This is a genomic window from Bradyrhizobium sp. CCGUVB23 (assembly GCF_024199885.1).
GTDB lineage: Bacteria > Pseudomonadota > Alphaproteobacteria > Rhizobiales > Xanthobacteraceae > Bradyrhizobium.
Genome location: NZ_JANADQ010000001.1, coordinates 4,577,105 through 4,593,662, shown reverse-complemented (window position 1 = coordinate 4,593,662; position 16,558 = coordinate 4,577,105). Strand labels below are relative to the sequence as shown.

Sequence of the window (16,558 nt, the reverse complement as noted above, 5' to 3'; positions counted from 1 at the left end):
AACATTGAAGCCCTTCAGTTGCTGCTATTTTCAGAGGCAGTCCTGACGCGAGCGCCCTCCTGCAGGAGATGAGCGCCGAGCGAAACAACGGAATCATCAGAGCTCAGTCCGGAGATCACGGCGGCTTCGCTCGTCACACGTGCAAGCTTGATGGGCCGAAAGTGCACGGTCGAGGTAGCGCTGTCGAAGACCCAAACGCCGGTCTTCCGGCCGTCATCGAGGAGGGCTCCGAGCGGCACCTGGACTTCCGGCTGGGTCTCTTGGCTTGCAAGCCGAATGGTGACGGTCGCGCCAAGCGGTGCCGCCGCAGCCTCACCGTCGAGCACATAGCGGGCCTCATAGGTGCGGGTCTGGGCATCGGCGGAATCCGACAACTGCCGAAGATGCGCCGTATAGTGCTGTCCATCGCTCCCATACAGGCTCGCCTCAGCCACCGAGCCGATCGCCGGACGAATGGTTTCAGGAAACGCCACCACAGCTTCGCGAGGACCGGACTGTGCAAGCCGAACAACCGTCTGGCCGGCTGAGACGACTTGTCCCGGCTCACCAAGCGTTTGGACGACCGTCCCGTCCGCGTCCGCCACCAGGACGGAATAGGTCGCCTGATTCTCGGCAACGCTGGCTTCGGCTTCCGCCGCAGCGAGTTGTGCGTTGGCCGTATCCGACGCGGCCTTCGCCTGCTCATAGCGCTGCTTGGGAGTCCATCCGTCGTTGACCAGGTTGGCGTATCGCCGCTCATCAGCATCCGCCTGAACGACAGTTGCGCGCGCAGCGGCAACAGCATTGCGCTTCGCCGTAAGCGCGAGGCGGAGATCAGTTTCGTCGATCCGCATCAGCGGCTGCCCGGCTTTGACCTGCTCACCGACGTTCACGAGCCGTTCGACGATCTTGCCGCCGACGCGAAAGCCAAGGTTGCTTTCCACCCTCGCGCCGATCGTGCCCGTGAAACCCCGTTCGGATCCGCTCACCCGCGCCGCGGTCACCAGGCTGACCATCGGAAGGTCCTGCCTCGGGTCACGCGCTGCGGCTTTTTGAGTGGGAATGGCAAGAGTCGCGAAGACGGCTGCTCCAGACGCCGCGATCAGGACACCAGCCAAGATCAGAAGTCTGCTCTTTCTCATCGCCCTCTCCATACCATTTAGATTTCGTCCAACTTCTATATGGCTATTAGAGTTCGATCGCAATCTAAATAAGCGCCCTAACGGGAATGTGATTACGGGAAAACCAGCCATTTCGGCCTCCGGCCGGGCCAATTTCCGGGACCCCTACTTTATAGATTGCACTCGAACTCTATCTGAGGTATAGAGTTCGAACGAAATCCAAATGGAGGTCCACAATGCGCGTGAGTCGCATTCAGGCAGCGGAGAACCGCCAGACCGTGATCAACGTGGCCAGCCGCCTCTTCAGAGAGCGCGGCTTTGATGGCATCGGGCTGAAGGATCTGATGGAGGGGGCCGGGCTAACCCAAGGCGCCTTCTACAAGCAGTTCGGCTCCAAGGAGGACTTGGCGGCACAGGCGTCCAGACGCGCCTTGGAGAGCGCTTCAGAACGGTGGTCGGCCGCGATCGCGGAGAATCCTGATGATCCGCTTGGCGCGGTGATCGCGTTCTACCTGAGTGCGGGCCATCGCGAAGAAAAACTGGACGGCTGCCCGGTCGTGGCGCTCGGCTCGGACGCCGCCAGGCAGGGGACCGGCGTGAAAGCTGCGTTCGAAGAGGGCATCAAGGCGTATCTCGAAGTCCTCGCCCCCTTGCTTCCCAAGACCGACGGCGAGGACTCCAACAGGAAGGCCATGGTCGTTCTGTCGACGATGGTCGGCGCCATGACGCTAGCGCGCGCCGTCAACGACCCGGATCTCGCTCAGGCCTTTCAGAATGCGGCCGTCGAACACGTTCGCGAAGCCGCTGCCGCTTGAAGATCGCCCCCTCAAAGCACAGAGAACTCAGCGTGACTGAACTCAAACCAAGTTTGCTGAAAATATCCGACAAGCTAAGCGTACGTTTTCAAAAGACGGGCAGCGGGCCTCCGTTGCTTCTCCTGCACACAATCCGCACGCAGCTCGAATATTTCCGGAGCCTTGCGCCCCTCCTGGCGACATCGCACACGGTGTACGCCGTTGACCTCCCCGGACACGGACACTCACCAATAGATCCAAGCGCGAACTTCGACGAACCCTACTTCAGGCAGGCCGTCATTCGCTTCATCGAGGAGCTAAACCTCGCGAACATAACGATTGTCGGCGAGTCGATTGGCGGGGCATTGGCGCTTACGGTGGCGGCCTCCCTTCCGCAGGGTGTGAAGCGGGTCTACTCGATCAACCCCTACGACTACGAGGCCCGCTACGGGGACGGTATTCGGCGCGGCAACTGGCTCGCGAACTTCATCATCGGAAGTTTGCAGATCCCGCTGCTCGGCGCCGTGAATGCGTCGCTCGAAAACAAGATGATCCTCGGCAAGATCATGGGCGGCGGATACCACGACCCCAGCAAACTGCCAGCCGATCTGCTTGCCGAGTTCGATGAAGTCGCCCATCGCCCGGGATACAAGCGGATCGCGCGTAAGGTGCTGGCAGGCTGGCGATCCTGGAGCAACGCACGCGACTACTATCGGCAGATCTCGGCGCCGGTCACGCTCATTTATGGCGACAGCGACTGGTCTCGGCCAAATGAGCGCGAACGCACGCGGTCACTCATTCCTGCCGCGCAGATGGTGACGCTGAAAGATACTGGTCACTTCTCAGCCGTCGAGAAACCATCGGAGCTGGCTCGCGTGATACTGGCGACAGAATCAGCGCAATGATCGAACACAGGAGTGCACAGCGATGTTCAAGCGCTTTTGGCAGAGCATAAATGAATGGGCCAACGCCCTCAGCATGGACGATCCGCGCGGCGACTACATGTTCAGTCTGGAAGATCGCGTCGCAAACCTTGAGCGAGAGGTTGAGGGTCTTCAGATCCGGCTTCGAACGCCGGCGGGATCGCCGAAAGACCGTGCCCATCTACTGCAATCTTGAACGCCGCTGATTCGGCGAGGGCGCAGTCGCGATCTAGTCTGCTCATCACTGCCCAACGAGTTTCAAGGAAAGTTGCGGTGATCCTTAGTCCCCAATAGAATTATGATTATCATGTAATGTGCATGCCGGCTTCGGCAGGCTTCAGTGGGAGGAGAGAAATGCGCAAGGCTGGTGCACACAACTTTCCGGCAATTGATCGCGTGATCTATGGCAAAGCCGCCTCCGAAGCCGTCAGCGAAGAGGCGGAGCGGCTCACAGCAAAGCGCGTCTTCCTCATCGTTAGCCGGACCTTGAATTTCAAGACTGACGAGATCGAGAAAATCCGCCGCACGCTCGGCGACAAACATGCAGCGACCTTTGACGGAATTGCGCAGCACACGACGCGCAAGCAAGCAGCCGAGGTGGCCCTCCATGCAAAGGAGGCGCGCGCCGATCTGGTCGTGGCCGTTGGCGGCGGTTCTGCCGTCGATCTCGCCAAGATCGTCATCATGGCCATGGAGCACGATATCCGCGACGAAGCGGGGTTCGATCCCTTTCCGATGGGTCCGGGCGTGAGCCAATCTCCCTTCCGGTCGCCGAGAATCCGGCAGATCGCGGTGCCATCCACGCTGAATGGCGGCGAATACAACGCCGCAGCGCTCGTCACCGATGAGCGCCAGAAGCTGAAGCAGATTTTCTTTCATCCTCAAATGATGCCGATATCGATCATTCTCGACCCGGCCCTCACGCTTCATACGCCTTCAAAACTCTGGATGGGATCAGGCACACGCTCGATGGATCACGGCATAGAAGCATTGTGCTCGCCGGCCGGCACTCCCTTGGCTGACGAGGTCGTCTTGGCGGGCATCAGCACTCTGCGTCAAGGAATGCTCCGGACCTTGGAGAAACCGGACGATTTGGAGGCGCGCCGACTATCCCAATACGGCTCATGGCTCGCGTCCTTTGGACTGCAAGCACGCATCCCCATGGGCGCAAGTCACGGGATTGGCCACGTGCTTGGCGGCAGCTTTGACGTTCCCCACTACTATTGCACACCTGTCATCATGCCGAGCCTTCTTCGCTACAATAGGCCATTCACCGAAGATGCGCAGAAGCGCTTGGCGGCGGCTCTGGGTGCTCCGGGTGACGACGCGGCAGACGCCTTTGCGCAATTCACGCGCGGGCTTGGACTACCTGGCCGACTCGCCGATGTCGGCATCGGCGAAGACAAGTTCGATCAGATCAGCAAGATCGCCATCAATCATCGCTTCGTAAAGGCCAATCCGCGTCCTTTCAAAGACGAAGCCGACATCGTCGATCTGCTGCGAGCCGCCGCGTAGCTTTGACTGCAAGGCAGCGAAAGGAAATACCAACCATGATCGCCTCCGCTCCTTCGGCCGAACAGCGGCGCGCCGACGTTCCCTGGCGTTCGCCGGAGAGCTATCCAGCCACGGGCCATATCCGCAAGCGGGCGGTTCGCGCCAATGGCCTCGATTTCCCGGTTCTGGAGGCTGGAAATGGTCCCCTCGTGCTCTGCCTGCACGGCTTTCCCGATCACGCGCAGAACTGGATCCCCTTTATCGATCGGCTTGCGCGAGAAGGATATTGGGCGGTCGCGCCCGCGCTAAGAGGATATTGGGTCGGCGGCGCCGCACCCGATGGGTCGTACCGCGCCTTGGCGACAGGTCAGGATGTATTAGCGCTCATCGAATCGCTCGGAGCCGAGCACGCCGTTCTCGTCGGCCATGATCTCGGGGCGCGTGCAGCCTACGCCGCGGCAAGTCTCGATGCTACGCGTGTCCGCAAGCTTGTCGGACTGGCGGTGCCCTATGGAAAGGGGCTGACAACGGCATTCGTTGCCGACGGTGATCAGCAGCGACGAAGCTGGTACATGTTCTTCTTCCAGACGCGTCTGGCGGAGATGGCCATTCAGCTTAACGACTTTGCATTCCTCGACCGGCTCTGGCGAGAATGGTCGCCGGGGTATGTTCTGGCAGCTTCGGATCGTTCTGCGCTCAACGAGACCTTTGGGCAACCCGGAGTCCTGACGCAGGCCCTCGCCTATTACCGGCAATTGTTCACCCCGCCATCCGACCCGGCGGTCCAAGCTCTTGAAGCTCTCGCGAGCGGTCCAATTGCGGTCCCGTCGCTCTACCTGCATGGGACCGAGGACGGCTGCATGTCCGCGCAACTTAGCGAAGGCATGGAAACAATGTTCACACATGGACTCGAGCGTGTCGTCATGCCCGGCCTCGGGCATTTCCTGCATCTTGAACAACCCGATGCCGTCCTAAGGCACGTCCTCCGCTTCCTGAGAAGCTGACGGGCCACGATCGCCGTCGACGCAAGAACCCGCACTGATTTGAAAAACTATCCAGTCAGCCAAAAGGAAAAGGGATGTTGAAGCGGCCCCCAATTCTGATCACCGGCGCGGGCGGCGAAGTTGGTCCGTAAGCAGGACGATGATCAACATGCTGCTTGAGAACCAATATCCGGTGCGTGCCTTCGTGAGGCGCGACGACGAGCGGGCGGACGCGCTTCAACGGGCTGGAGCCCAGGTGTTCGTCGGCGATCTTCTCAATGTTGCCGATGTTGCGGCCGCCCTGAAAGGTTGCCGACGCGTCTACTTCAGCATGAGCTTGAACCCTTATTATACCGACGCAACCATCCTGATGGCTGCCGCTGCGCGCGCGCCACGCGACATCGAGGTCTTCGCGAACATCTCCGAGTTTGAGCAGACCTTCATGACGTTCGACAGGATGACCGCGGTGCCGGAGGCTCGACTCGCCTGGCTCGGAGGATCCGTTGTCCAGTGGTCGCCGCAACAGAGAGCCCATTGGACCTCGGAGCAGGCGCTGCAATGGTCCGGCCTGCCGGTCGTCAACATCCGAGCGACGATGTTCGCCGAGAACCCGATCCTTTCCTGGTTTCCGCTAAAGCAATTGCTGACTGCGGGCGAACTCCACCTGCCCTTTGGCACGCAGAAGATCGCGCCCATCGCCGCCTACGATGTCGCAGAGATTTGCGCGAAAATCCTGATCGATCCCTCGGCGCACATATCGATGTCATATGCGCTCACCGGGCCAGAGTTGAAGGACATGCATGGGTTTGCGGAGGATTACGGTGCCGCGCTAGGACGTAAGATCTCGTACGTGCCCCAGGACCTGGATGCCTGGATTGAGACGTACATCAACAGTGCTCTGGCATCTCGCAATCCACACACTGCAGATCATCTGAAAACCATCACCCGCCTGGTCGCAGGCGGACGGTATGACGTTGTCAGTAACGAGCTTGAAAAGTTGCTTGGACGTGCGCCGAAGACCATCCGATGGGCTCTCGAGCGACATCCGCGTTTTCGAGAAGCAGTGGAGGTCGCATGACCGCACAGGAAGAGCCCACGGCATCTCACAAGCGCCCTCCCGAGACACCGATTTCCCGATTGTCAGCCAAGCCAGCCGCGAAGGTCATCTGATCATGCGTCGTGTCGTCGTTACGGGACTGGGGCTCGTATCACCGCTGGGCTGCGGCAGTGAGCTGGCATGGTCGCGGCTGCTCTCGGCCCACTCAGGAGTCGCCGCGCTCCCGGAATGGGCGGCTGTCCTTCCCGCACGAGTCGCCGGAATCGTTCCGACGAAGTGCAACGACGCAGACGGCGGCTTCGATCCGGATCTGGTCGTTCCTCCCAAGGATCAGCGAAGGATGGATCGCTTCATCCTGTTCGCCCTCGCCGCAGCATCCGAGGCCATAGCACAGGCAGCCTGGAACCCTTCAGACGCGCATTCCATGGAGCGCACCGCAACCGTGATCGCATCGGGAATCGGAGGCTTTCCGGCAATTGTCGAGGCCGTTCGCACCACGGACCAGCGTGGCGTGAGGCGCCTCTCGCCTTTCACCGTGCCGTCCTTCCTGGCAAATCTCGCGGCCGGCCACATCTCGATTCGCTACGGCTTCAAGGGGCCGGTCGGCACACCGGTCACCGCTTGCGCCGCAAGTGTGCAAGCCATTGGCGATGCCGCACGCCTCATCCGGGCCGGAGAAGCCGACGTTGCGATTTGCGGGGGCTCGGAAGCCTGCATCGATCTGGTGAGCCTTGGCGGCTTCTCCGCCGCCCGGGCACTTTCGACCGGCTTCAATGACACGCCGGCGCGTGCGTCCCGCCCCTTCGATCGCGACCGCGACGGCTTCGTCATGGGCGAAGGCGCCGGTATCCTCGTCATTGAAGAGCTGGAGCATGCGATGCGCCGCGGCGTCAAACCGCTTACCGAAATCGTCGGCTATGGCACGACGGCCGATGCCTACCACATCACGTCAGGACCCGAGGACGGCGACGGCGCGCGCCGTGCCATGGAAGGCGCGTTGCGGCAGGCCAACCTCAGGCCCGGTGATATCCAGCATCTCAACGCCCATTCCACCTCGACGCCGGTTGGCGATGTCTCCGAGCTCGAAGCGATCAAAGCCGTGTTCGGCCGCTATGGAGAAATTGCCGTGAGCGCGACCAAATCGGCAACAGGACATCTCCTCGGCGCAGCAGGGGGAGCCGAAGCGATCTTTACGATCCTCGCGCTAAGAGACCAGGCGGCACCGCCCACTCTCAATCTCGATCATGCCGACACGGCGGCCGAAGGCGTCGACATCGTGGGCCGCGAAGCAAGGCGCATGCCCATGGAGCATGCGATTTCGAACGGATTCGGATTCGGAGGCGTCAACGCCAGCGTCATCTTTCGGCGTTGGCAATGAGCAGGTCCTGCCATGGCCGACGTAAATCTTCGCACGAACAATCCTACCCCTAGGAGACATATCATGCAGTCACGTCGCAAACTGATGAAAGCCGGCCTTGCCGCGGCCGCCTTGGCTACAACTAACGTCGCCTTGCATGCTACCGAGGAAAGAACGTCCCACAGCGACACGAGCGGCGAACTACCTCGCCAGCTTACTGCGTTGTCGATCCGCCAGGAGGATGGGCGCGAAACTCTTGGAGTGAAGACCGAGGCCGGCGTGCTCGACGTGGCCGCCGCGTCGAAGCTCCTCGGGTATTCGCCGCCTCTCAGTCTTGAGGAGCTTCTCACCAAGGGCGGAAATGCGGAACTAAAGGCGCTGGTGGAAGCTGCCCTGAAGTCGCCCACGGCGAAAAGCACCATCGTGGCCGAGTCAAAGATCAAGTTCGGGCGCCTGTTCAAGAACCCGGGCAAGATCATTTGCGTCGGTCTAAACTACCGAGAACACGCGGAGGAGGCGGGCCAGAAACCGCCTGCCCAGCCCATCCTCTTCAACAAGTACAACAATACGCTCGCGCCGCACCAGGCGACGATCCAACTTCCCCCTCGAGACCTCTGCTACAAGTTCGACTATGAGACCGAGCTGGTTGTGGTGATTGGCCGAAGGGCGAGCAACGTCTCCGTCGACGAAGCTCTGTCCTATGTCGCAGGATATGCTGTCGGCCACGATTTCACTTCGAGAGATCTGCAGCTCGAGACAGGCGGTCAGTGGATGGTCGGCAAGACGCTCGATGGCTTTGCTCCGATTGGTCCCTATTTTGTTTCCGCTGATCAGGTCGACCCCAACAATTTGAACCTTGAGACTCGCGTGAACGGAGAAGTGCGCCAATCGGTCAACACGACGAAGTTCATCTTCAATCCTCAGAAACTAATAGCCTACACCTCGAGGCTCTTCGCTCTTGAACCTGGCGACATCATCTTCACCGGCACCCCATCCGGCGTCATCGTAGGCTATCCGAAGGAAAAACAAGTTTGGTTGAAGGCAGGCGACAAGATCGAAAGCACGATCGAGGGCCTTGGGACGCTATCCTTCGACCTCGCCTGAGCGCAAACCGCAGCGGGCGTAGGGAGCCGAGCCGCGGAGTACTTTGTTTGCTTGGTCCACTCCTGATCCCCTCTTACTAGAACGCAAGATAGAGCTACTGGAGAGATTTGAAATGCTTCGCTTGAATAGAACCTCGGTCGTATCAGCAATCACGCTCCTCAGCACGATTTCACTGCAGGCGCAGGAATCCGGAGACGCCTCGAGGACATCGCAAGCTGATAAGTCTGCGCAGACCATGCATATGGCAGACATCCCCTACAGCCCTCAGACGAAGATCACCGTCGAACGGCGAGGACAGATCGTGCTGATTGGCATCAATCGGCCATACATGGACAACCGGCTCGACCCGGAGGCGACGGAAAGCCTGGCTAGAGCGTACTATGACTACGATCAGGATCCTTCGCTCCGTGCTGCCGTGCTGTTTGGCTATGGCGAACGTTTCTCCAGAGGGATTGATGTCGATGCCACCAAGGCATTTGCTCAGTCCGGAAGGAAGTTGATGGACGGCCCTGGCTTCATCGATCCGATGGGTCGGACCAAGCCAACTCTCACGAAGCCTCTGGTGGTCGCGGTGCATGGCGACACCTGGAACATGGCACACGAGCTTTTCCTTGTTGCCGATATACGCGTAGCTTCGGAAGACACTGATTTCGGTCAGGACGAGGACACACACGGCCGGTTTCCCGGCGGCGGCGCGACCGTCCGCTTTCCCAGGGAAGCCGGCTGGGGAAATGCGATGCGATATATCCTGACGGGGGACCATTGGGGAGCGAAGGAAGCTTTCCGGATGGGAACCGTTCAGGAATTGGCTCCAAACCGGGAGGCGGCCCTCGCGAAAGCTATCGAGATAGCCAAGAAGATCGCTGCATGCGGCCCGCTCGGTACCAAGGCGTCTGTAGCCTCGTCTCACATGGCACTTGAGCAATCGGAGACGGCGGCCCTCGCCAAGCTCGGCGAACAATATCTCGCACTGCTCAAGACCCGTGATTTCCAGGAAGGCCGGGATGCTGAAGCTCAAAAGCGTCCACCCGTTTACGAAGGGCGCTGACTCTCCTCTCCGGCATAGATGCCTTCAATTGCAGCAAAGCGTTGCGGCAACGCAACGCACTTATGCGAACTCGTCCTCATCCCGCTCCGGACGCCATGAGACGGGATTAGCGATCCATCGGTTGATGTCGGATTCATGCCAGCCGGTGCCGTTGATGCTGATTCTAAGCTGAGCCGGGAACGTGCCCTCGGCAATCTTGCGGTAGATGGTGGACCGGGACAGCCCGGTCCTGGCGAGAACGGTCTTTAAGCGGACGATACGCTCTGGTTCGCGCATGGCCGTGCTGCCTCCTGCTAATCATGTCTGGTTGCTTCTGAGACGAGACATGACGGCCGTTACAGGCGCGCAAGAGCTTTTTTCGCGTAGCCGTAGCGTGGCGTAGGGACGGTGGAGATCAGGACGAGTCAGATTTCGATCCCCCTGCCTCTGCCGAGGTCGATGCCGTGAGTGAAGGCCAGTTCGATACCGAGCCGGCGGCCAGAGTCGAACGCAATGCCAAGTTCCCTCTTTCGGTTGGCGAGGAGGGATTCCAGTTGCGGATCTCGCTCCAGGCTTCTCGCCATATCACCCATCGCCGAGCGGGTGGCCCTGTAGCCGGACATGTCGCCTGCCTGATATTGGCTCAGGCGGGTCTGGTCGAGCTCCTGCCAGCGTTCTACGAAGCGGTCGGCGCGGCGATTCGGATTGATGCGGAGTTCTGTTTCGAGCTGAAGGGCGCGAACGGCGCGGTTGAGGCGTCCACCAGCAGCCTCGCTGGCAAGCTCCGGGTTCTTCTTGTAGGTGGCCTCGGCATCGTGCGAGCCGTATGGCCGCACATCCTCGAAGACACGCCGGGCCGCCTGCAACTCTTTCACCTGCTCGGGACTCGCCTTGCCGCCCATTTCCTGCGCCTCGAAGATCGCATCCACGGCGCGGGCATGGCGCAGCAGTGCCCGCGTGCGCAGGCGTCGCGCTTCCGCTTCGGGATCTTGTGTCACCTTCCTTTCCGGCGCTGCGGTTTCGCGCCGCTCGGTCGGCGTACCGGTTCTTCCCCTTTCCGGCGTTTCCTTCTCCGGTCCCTGTCTGCCATCCAAGCCAGCTGCATCGCCAGGACCGCGCAATCCCTCCAACATGCCGCGCAGTTTTTCCGGTACGACCCTGCGCACGATCTCTGCGACCCGCTCACGGAAGGTAATCCCGCGCCGCTCGGCGTAGCTCTGTATCGGATCGCCACGCTCGTAGTCCAAGGCCATGTCCTTGGTGCGGTCGCGTGACAGGGTGCGGGTAAGGCGATCCTGACCGGCAAAGTCGTCACGACCATAGTGCAGGTCAACGCCGTCGCGGTGACGGGACAGCGCGACATAGCTTCCATGGGCGTCCAGGCCCGGCGTCGCCAGCACATGGGTGCGGTCCACCGTCATGCCCTGAGCCTTGTGAATGGTAGCGGCATAGCCATGGTCGATCCGGTCATAATTCTTCAGCTCGAAACGCACGGAGCGGCCATCGTCGATCTGCACGGTCATGGATTGCGCACTGACCTGCTCGATGGTCCCGAGCGTGCCGTTCTTGACGCCAAGGCCGCGCTCGTTCTGCAAGAACATGACCCGGTCCCCGCGGCCGAAGTCTCGTGCGCCGCGCTCGACCGTCAGGCGCACATCATCCCCCAGATCACCGGCAGCCCTAATCCGCTCCCGCGCAGCTTCGTTGAGGGCGCGAACCTCGTCGTTGGTATGGGTGAGGATGATGCGGCTGCGCTCCGGTGCTGCCTGGCGATCGCGGTCCCAACGCTCGATCAGATCGCCGCACGCCTGCTCGCGGGTTTGGGCCTCATGCACCATGCCGCGGGAGCGGTAAGCCTCCAGCGCGTCGCCCGTCCTGCCGTTCGCGAGATCGCGCGTGGCGTCGCGCTGCCAGTCCTCGCGCTGCCGACGCACCTCGCCAATTTTCGCGCCGCCGTGATGCTCATAAATGGACCGGAACGCCGCACCCGCCTCGATGGCTTGCAGTTGTTGCGGATCGCCAACCAGCACCACCTTCGCGCCGGCCTCTGCCGCATGGGACAGCACGCGCTCCAACTGGCGCGTGCCGACCATGCCCGCCTCGTCGATCACCAGAACATCACGCGCGGTAAGCCCGTCGCGGCCCTGTCCCCAGCCATGCTCCAGGCTGGCGATAGTGCGCGATGCAATGCCCGATCCGCTTTCGAGGTTTTCCGCCGCGATGCCGGAAAGCGCCACGCCTCGGACCTCGTGGCCCGCCGCTTCCCAGGCCTCCCGCGCCACGCCCAGCATCGCGCTTTTCCCCGTTCCGGCATGGCCGACCACGACACCCAAATCGCCCCCATTCGTGACATGCGCCAACGCGTTGACCTGCTCGCTCGACAGGACAAGACCGCGGGCTTCCGCACGCGCCAGCGCCGCCTTGCGATTCGTATCACCCACCTCATGGCGATTCCGTTCCGCCATCAGTTCGGCAGCGCGGTGCAGGCGCTGTTCCGCCTCAATCATTTGGCGGGTGGTGAAGCGATCTTCCCCGCGAGCGTCCTTGCCGAGTTCGACCAGATCTGGGGCGCTATGCATCGCGCCCACGACGTCGTTGAATTGGTCGATGCCGTCGCTGTGCCGATGCGCGAACTTCGCCAAGTCGCGGCGCGTGAAGGTCGACTGCTGATGCGTGATCGCGTCCAATGCGACCGAAGGATCAGCGATGATCTGCTCGCCATTGCCGCGCGCGATCCCGCGATGCATCTTGGCGCGGTCGGCGTCGATCGCTTCATCGGTTCTTTGGCCCTCGATGCCACGATTCTCGATGCGTTTGGCGGGCGAACCGATCTGGCTTTGCGGCTCCAGCGCAATGCCCTGGGCTTCGAGGCTGCGATGGTCGATCCGCGCGTCGATGTCGAGTTCGGCCAGCCGCTCATTGGCAAGCTCGGCCCAGCGCCTCCGCCAGCGCTCAACCATCTCGGTGCGGTTCCAGTCGCGCACCTTCTGGCCAAAACCGTTCTCGTCCACCGCCCGCATGGACAGCATGACATGCGCATGGGGTTTGGGCATGCCGTCCTCGGCCATGTCCCAATGCACATTGAGATCGGCGATCATGCCCCGATCGACAAACTCGCCCCGAACGAAGTCGCGAGCGAGTTCTATGCCCTGTGCCTCAGTCATCTCGCGCGGGATAGCGAATTCCACCTCGCGGGCAAGCTGAGCATCTTTGCGGACCTCGAACGCCTCGACATCGTTCCACAGCCGTTCGCGGTCGCTCCATGCCTCGGGCGCATTCTCCGGCAGCATCATCTCGGAATGGACGACACCGCGCTTGGCGGAAAAGTCGTGGCTGCGATCAAGCCTCTCGTCGCGCAACCGCGAGGCGGAGCGGTAGGCGGCCGACGCTACCGCGCTGGAGCCGGACTTGCGGCCAATGACCTTGACGTGAAGATGATAGATCGCCATCGCGATCAGATCAGTGGCACAGCGAAGTGCACGTCGGAACGACGTATAAGCGCGCCCTCCCTCAAAAAAATCTCGGGAGGGACTACCCCATCCCAGGCCATCCTGACGACCTTACAGCACTGTGCCGGGTGCTCGACTATCATTTTCTCCATGGACACCGACGGAGACGATGATGCGCAAGCCACGGGACTTTGATGCTGAACTGAAGGCACTTGGGGACAAGGCACGCGACCTCAAGAGCCGCAAGGTGCAGCAGCTCGGCGAACTCGTCATGGCGACTGGGGCAGATGCGCTTAGCGCCGATGAACTGGCCGGCGCGCTGATCGTGCTGGCCGAGACAAAAGAAGCCGGAAAAAGGGAGGCATGGGCCAGGCGCGGGGCCGCGTTTTTTCAAAGCCGGGCGCGGCGAATCGCGCCAAAGCCTGACCGCAACACTGAAGGCCCTCCTGCGCAACCGAGCGGCACGCAACCAGCATCAAGCCGCAAGGGCGCGGCATGACATGCGCACGTGGCAGGTAGAGCGCCGCAAGCGCACGCGGCGTCTTATCGAACTCGGCGGCCTCGTCGTTAAATCCGGTGTCGTGGACCTGACCGGCGACGATCGCGCCATGATCTACGGCGCGCTGTCTCTGGATGGCTGAGAAGCTCCAAAGCGACCAGGGTGAACAGGCGCGCAGCCTATGGGCCGCAAAGGGGAAGCAAGCGTTCGAGGCGGACCCAGCAACGCACTAGGAACAGATCGAACTGTTCCAGAAGTTCTTCGTTGATGCACGACAATGGCATGTCAGCCGAGCGACTGCGTGCGCGGAGCGTCGTTCGAGCATTCGGTGGGCGCTAGAAGCGGGGCGACGGAGCCGCCGAGACAACGACGGCCGTCCAGATGGAAACGCTGAATGCCGAACATTGCGCTGGCGACTGGCGCCGGATCCGGATGAAAACTCTGGTATGCGGGCTTCGCTCGCGCCGAACGTGGAGGACTTTGAATTGCCGAAAGCCGCTATCTTCGACTTGGACGGAACGCTTCTGGATTCCGTGGATCTTCACGCGCTCGCCTGGCACGAAGCGATGGTCGAGTTCGGCCACGATGTGAGCTTCGAACAGGCTCGGAGCCAAATTGGCAAGGGGGGAGACAAGCTCGTTCCCATCTTCCTCTCCGCCGGCGAACAACGAGACCACGGTAAGGAATTGGAGGAGTGGCGCGGCAATCATTTCAAGGCCGAGTATCTGCCACTTGTGCGACCGTTCTCGGCAGTTCCGGACCTGCTGCGGCGCCTGCGTGAGGCCGGACTCCGGATTGCCATCGCCTCCTCCGCCAAGGAGGATGAACTCAAGAAGTATCTCGACATCGCACGCATCGGCGACCTGGTGGACGTGGCGACATCGTCCGACGATGTCGAAGCATCGAAACCTTCGCCAGACGTCTTCGAGGTCGTACTTAGAGAGCTCAAGATCGACGGTTCAGACGCCGTCGCGATCGGCGACACACCCTATGATGCCATCGCGGCCGGCAAGGCGAAGATCGCGGCAATCGGCGTGCTTTGCGGCGGGTTCACGGAGAGCTCGCTACGACAAGCGGGATGCGTCGAAGTATATCCCGGGCCGGCAACGCTGTTCGCTCGCTTTCAAAGCTCTTTGCTGGCGGGGTAGACAGAACGAGGGAACGCTCGTTGCGTAGGGCAGAGAGAGGCCGCGGCGGGAAGCTGAGATCGACCTGACGTCTCTGGCGATTGCCGCCCCGTGAAGGCGACGCTTTGGAAATGGAACGACCTCCGAAAAGCGCAGAGCTCCTCGGAGGTCGATAGTGTGGTTTCGATCCGGAGCGCGCGCGGCGACACAAAGATTCGCGCCCGCCGGCGACAGCATCTGAAGCGGCTCGATACCCGCCAGCTAATTCCTGCGCGGCAACTCGAAAGTCCTATCCCGCGTCGGCGGCTTCAGAGATCCTTCCAGCAGCCGCCTGCGGCGATCGGAACGGATCGTCACGGGAAGCCAAAGACCGCGACCGCCGAGGTGTCTGCGCAAACCTGGCCGCGCACCGGCGTTCGAACCGGTTCAGGACGTGGAGGGGTAACTTGACGTCATCCATGGCGTCTCTCCTCCTAAGCGGCCAGAGCTCTCGCCGTCGAGCGAAGACGGTATGGTTTGCCGCCGGGCGGATTGCGGGGGCCGCCGTCGAGCTCGCACAGCGCATTGAGGATCTCGTCGATGCTCACCGGCGCTTTCAGTCCCGCTGGCGCCCGCAATGAGGGGCAGGACGCGATCGCCGACGCATCGGACGCCCAGGACGCCAGAATGGCGCGCTTTTCTGAAACCGACAGTGACGGGTCCGCCAGCACGTCCCTCGGGTGGTCGAAGACAGTTCCGGGATGCAGCAGCGCGTTGAGGTCGAAAACGTTGTCGTCGAAAGCGGTCGTCGGCCGCATGGTCTCCTCCATTCTTTAGACGAATATTGTTGCCGCGCGTCGAGCGACGCGCGGCACTCCTGCAGTATCTGAATCAGGCCGCCTTGGCCTCGATTTGATGGACGTTGCCGGATGGCGATGCGCCGTTGATGGCGATGCGCCGCGGCTTCATGGCCTCCGGGATTTCCCGAATCAGCTCGATCTTGAGCAAGCCGTTGTCAAAAGCCGCACCCTTTACCTGGACATAATCCGCCAGGCTAAACTGCCGCTTGAAATGCCGGGTCGAGATGCCTCTGTAGAGGAACTCGCGCTCGTCCTTTTCGGTCTTGCCGCCTTCGATCGTGACGACGTTCTGCTCGGCAGTGATCGAGATTTCGTCGGGCGAAAAACCCGCCACCGCCAGCGTGATCTGGTAGCAGTCCTCAGCAAGGCGTTCGATGTTATAGGGCGGATAACCTTCGTCGGTGGCCCGCTGGGCCGTCTCGGCAAGGTCGAACAGGCGATCGAAACCGATGGTCGATCGGAACAGGGGAGAGAAGTCGTAAGTGCGCATAGCCAAATCCTCCAAAGAGCAAGATGGGTATGAGGCACCGGACACGACCGGTGCCCGTCTCAATTCCGAGGCCCCCGGAGGGCACCTCGGATGCCACCCGGAGGTGGCGACAAAAAAATTAGCAAAACCGGTTTTGGTTTCAAGGGGGAGGCGAAAAATTTTGATGCCGATCGAGTGCGGTTCTCCTTAAGCTTCTTAGCGCAGTGGAGGTCTGTCCGTGTCTCGAACCCGTTTCCCAATTCCCGCCAGCGTCCCAATTTGATTTTTGTTCACATTGGAACTGACCGGCCGATGGCGGCATATTAGGATCAGTTG

The 16,558-nt window shown here is 61.3% G+C and carries 15 protein-coding genes and 1 pseudogene; 11 read left to right on the top strand and 5 right to left on the bottom strand.

All coding sequences use genetic code 11. From position 1 onward, the window contains the following. Positions 1-14: 14 nt before the first annotated feature. Positions 15-1,121 carry an efflux RND transporter periplasmic adaptor subunit gene (locus tag NLN62_RS21080; RefSeq protein ID WP_254113578.1) on the bottom strand — a complete coding sequence of 369 codons (1,107 nt, stop codon included), beginning with the start codon at positions 1,119-1,121 and terminating at the stop codon, positions 15-17. Between the two features lie 215 nt (positions 1,122-1,336). Here NLN62_RS21080 and NLN62_RS21075 point away from each other — a divergent pair, with 215 nt between their 5' ends. The 8 genes from NLN62_RS21075 (at position 1,337) to NLN62_RS21040 (ending at position 9,860) form a co-directional block, all read left to right on the top strand. Continuing rightward, positions 1,337-1,915 carry a TetR/AcrR family transcriptional regulator gene (locus NLN62_RS21075; RefSeq protein WP_254110041.1) on the top strand — a complete coding sequence of 193 codons (579 nt, stop codon included), beginning with the start codon at positions 1,337-1,339 and terminating at the stop codon, positions 1,913-1,915. Between the two features lie 32 nt (positions 1,916-1,947). After that, positions 1,948-2,799: an alpha/beta fold hydrolase gene (locus NLN62_RS21070; RefSeq protein WP_254110040.1), complete on the top strand. Its 852-nt coding sequence runs from the start codon at positions 1,948-1,950 to the stop codon at positions 2,797-2,799. Between the two features lie 372 nt (positions 2,800-3,171). Beyond that, a complete protein-coding gene (locus tag NLN62_RS21065) occupies positions 3,172-4,332 on the top strand; it encodes an iron-containing alcohol dehydrogenase (protein ID WP_254110039.1) in 1,161 nt (386 codons plus the stop codon). A gap of 35 nt (positions 4,333-4,367) precedes the next feature. Beyond that, the gene (locus NLN62_RS21060) at positions 4,368-5,315 is read left to right on the top strand and encodes an alpha/beta fold hydrolase (RefSeq protein ID WP_254110038.1); all 948 of its coding nucleotides are present in this window, start codon (positions 4,368-4,370) and stop codon (positions 5,313-5,315) included. 139 nt (positions 5,316-5,454) lie between these two features. Beyond that, positions 5,455-6,372, top strand: coding sequence for an NAD(P)H-binding protein (locus NLN62_RS21055; RefSeq protein WP_254110037.1), 918 nt, complete (start codon positions 5,455-5,457; stop codon positions 6,370-6,372). Between the two features lie 94 nt (positions 6,373-6,466). Then, positions 6,467-7,729, top strand: coding sequence for a beta-ketoacyl-ACP synthase II (gene fabF / locus NLN62_RS21050; RefSeq protein WP_254110036.1), 1,263 nt, complete (start codon positions 6,467-6,469; stop codon positions 7,727-7,729). A gap of 12 nt (positions 7,730-7,741) precedes the next feature. Then, on the top strand, positions 7,742-8,812 hold the full coding sequence (locus tag NLN62_RS21045) for a fumarylacetoacetate hydrolase family protein (RefSeq protein ID WP_254110035.1): 1,071 nt from the start codon (positions 7,742-7,744) through the stop codon (positions 8,810-8,812). A 112-nt stretch (positions 8,813-8,924) separates the two neighbouring features. Continuing rightward, entirely contained in the window at positions 8,925-9,860 is a 936-nt protein-coding gene (locus NLN62_RS21040; protein ID WP_254110034.1) for an enoyl-CoA hydratase-related protein, read from the top strand. Positions 9,861-9,920: 60 nt separating this feature from the next. Here NLN62_RS21040 and NLN62_RS21035 read toward each other — a convergent pair whose 3' ends face one another. Together NLN62_RS21035 and traA are read right to left on the bottom strand one after the other, a co-directional pair. After that, positions 9,921-10,136, bottom strand: a complete 216-nt coding sequence (locus NLN62_RS21035) for an AlpA family transcriptional regulator (RefSeq protein WP_254110033.1) — start codon at positions 10,134-10,136, stop codon at positions 9,921-9,923. 128 nt (positions 10,137-10,264) lie between these two features. Next, entirely contained in the window at positions 10,265-13,288 is a 3,024-nt protein-coding gene (gene traA, locus NLN62_RS21030) for a Ti-type conjugative transfer relaxase TraA (RefSeq protein WP_254110032.1), read from the bottom strand. 172 nt (positions 13,289-13,460) lie between these two features. Between traA and NLN62_RS21025 the strand changes: the two genes are divergently transcribed. The 3 genes and pseudogenes from NLN62_RS21025 (at position 13,461) to NLN62_RS21015 (ending at position 14,935) form a co-directional block, all read left to right on the top strand. Further along, positions 13,461-13,787: a conjugal transfer protein TraD gene (locus tag NLN62_RS21025; RefSeq protein WP_254110031.1), complete on the top strand. Its 327-nt coding sequence runs from the start codon at positions 13,461-13,463 to the stop codon at positions 13,785-13,787. A gap of 1 nt (position 13,788) precedes the next feature. Further along, positions 13,789-14,020, top strand: a pseudogene (locus NLN62_RS21020) (conjugal transfer protein TraD). Between the two features lie 213 nt (positions 14,021-14,233). Then, entirely contained in the window at positions 14,234-14,935 is a 702-nt protein-coding gene (locus NLN62_RS21015) for an HAD family hydrolase (RefSeq protein WP_254113575.1), read from the top strand. A gap of 452 nt (positions 14,936-15,387) precedes the next feature. Here NLN62_RS21015 and NLN62_RS21010 read toward each other — a convergent pair whose 3' ends face one another. Further along, complete coding sequence (locus tag NLN62_RS21010) at positions 15,388-15,711, bottom strand: hypothetical protein (protein ID WP_254110030.1); 324 nt, start codon at positions 15,709-15,711, stop codon at positions 15,388-15,390. A gap of 73 nt (positions 15,712-15,784) precedes the next feature. Beyond that, a complete protein-coding gene (locus tag NLN62_RS21005; protein WP_254110029.1) occupies positions 15,785-16,243 on the bottom strand; it encodes an Hsp20 family protein in 459 nt (152 codons plus the stop codon). Positions 16,244-16,558 lie beyond the last annotated feature (315 nt).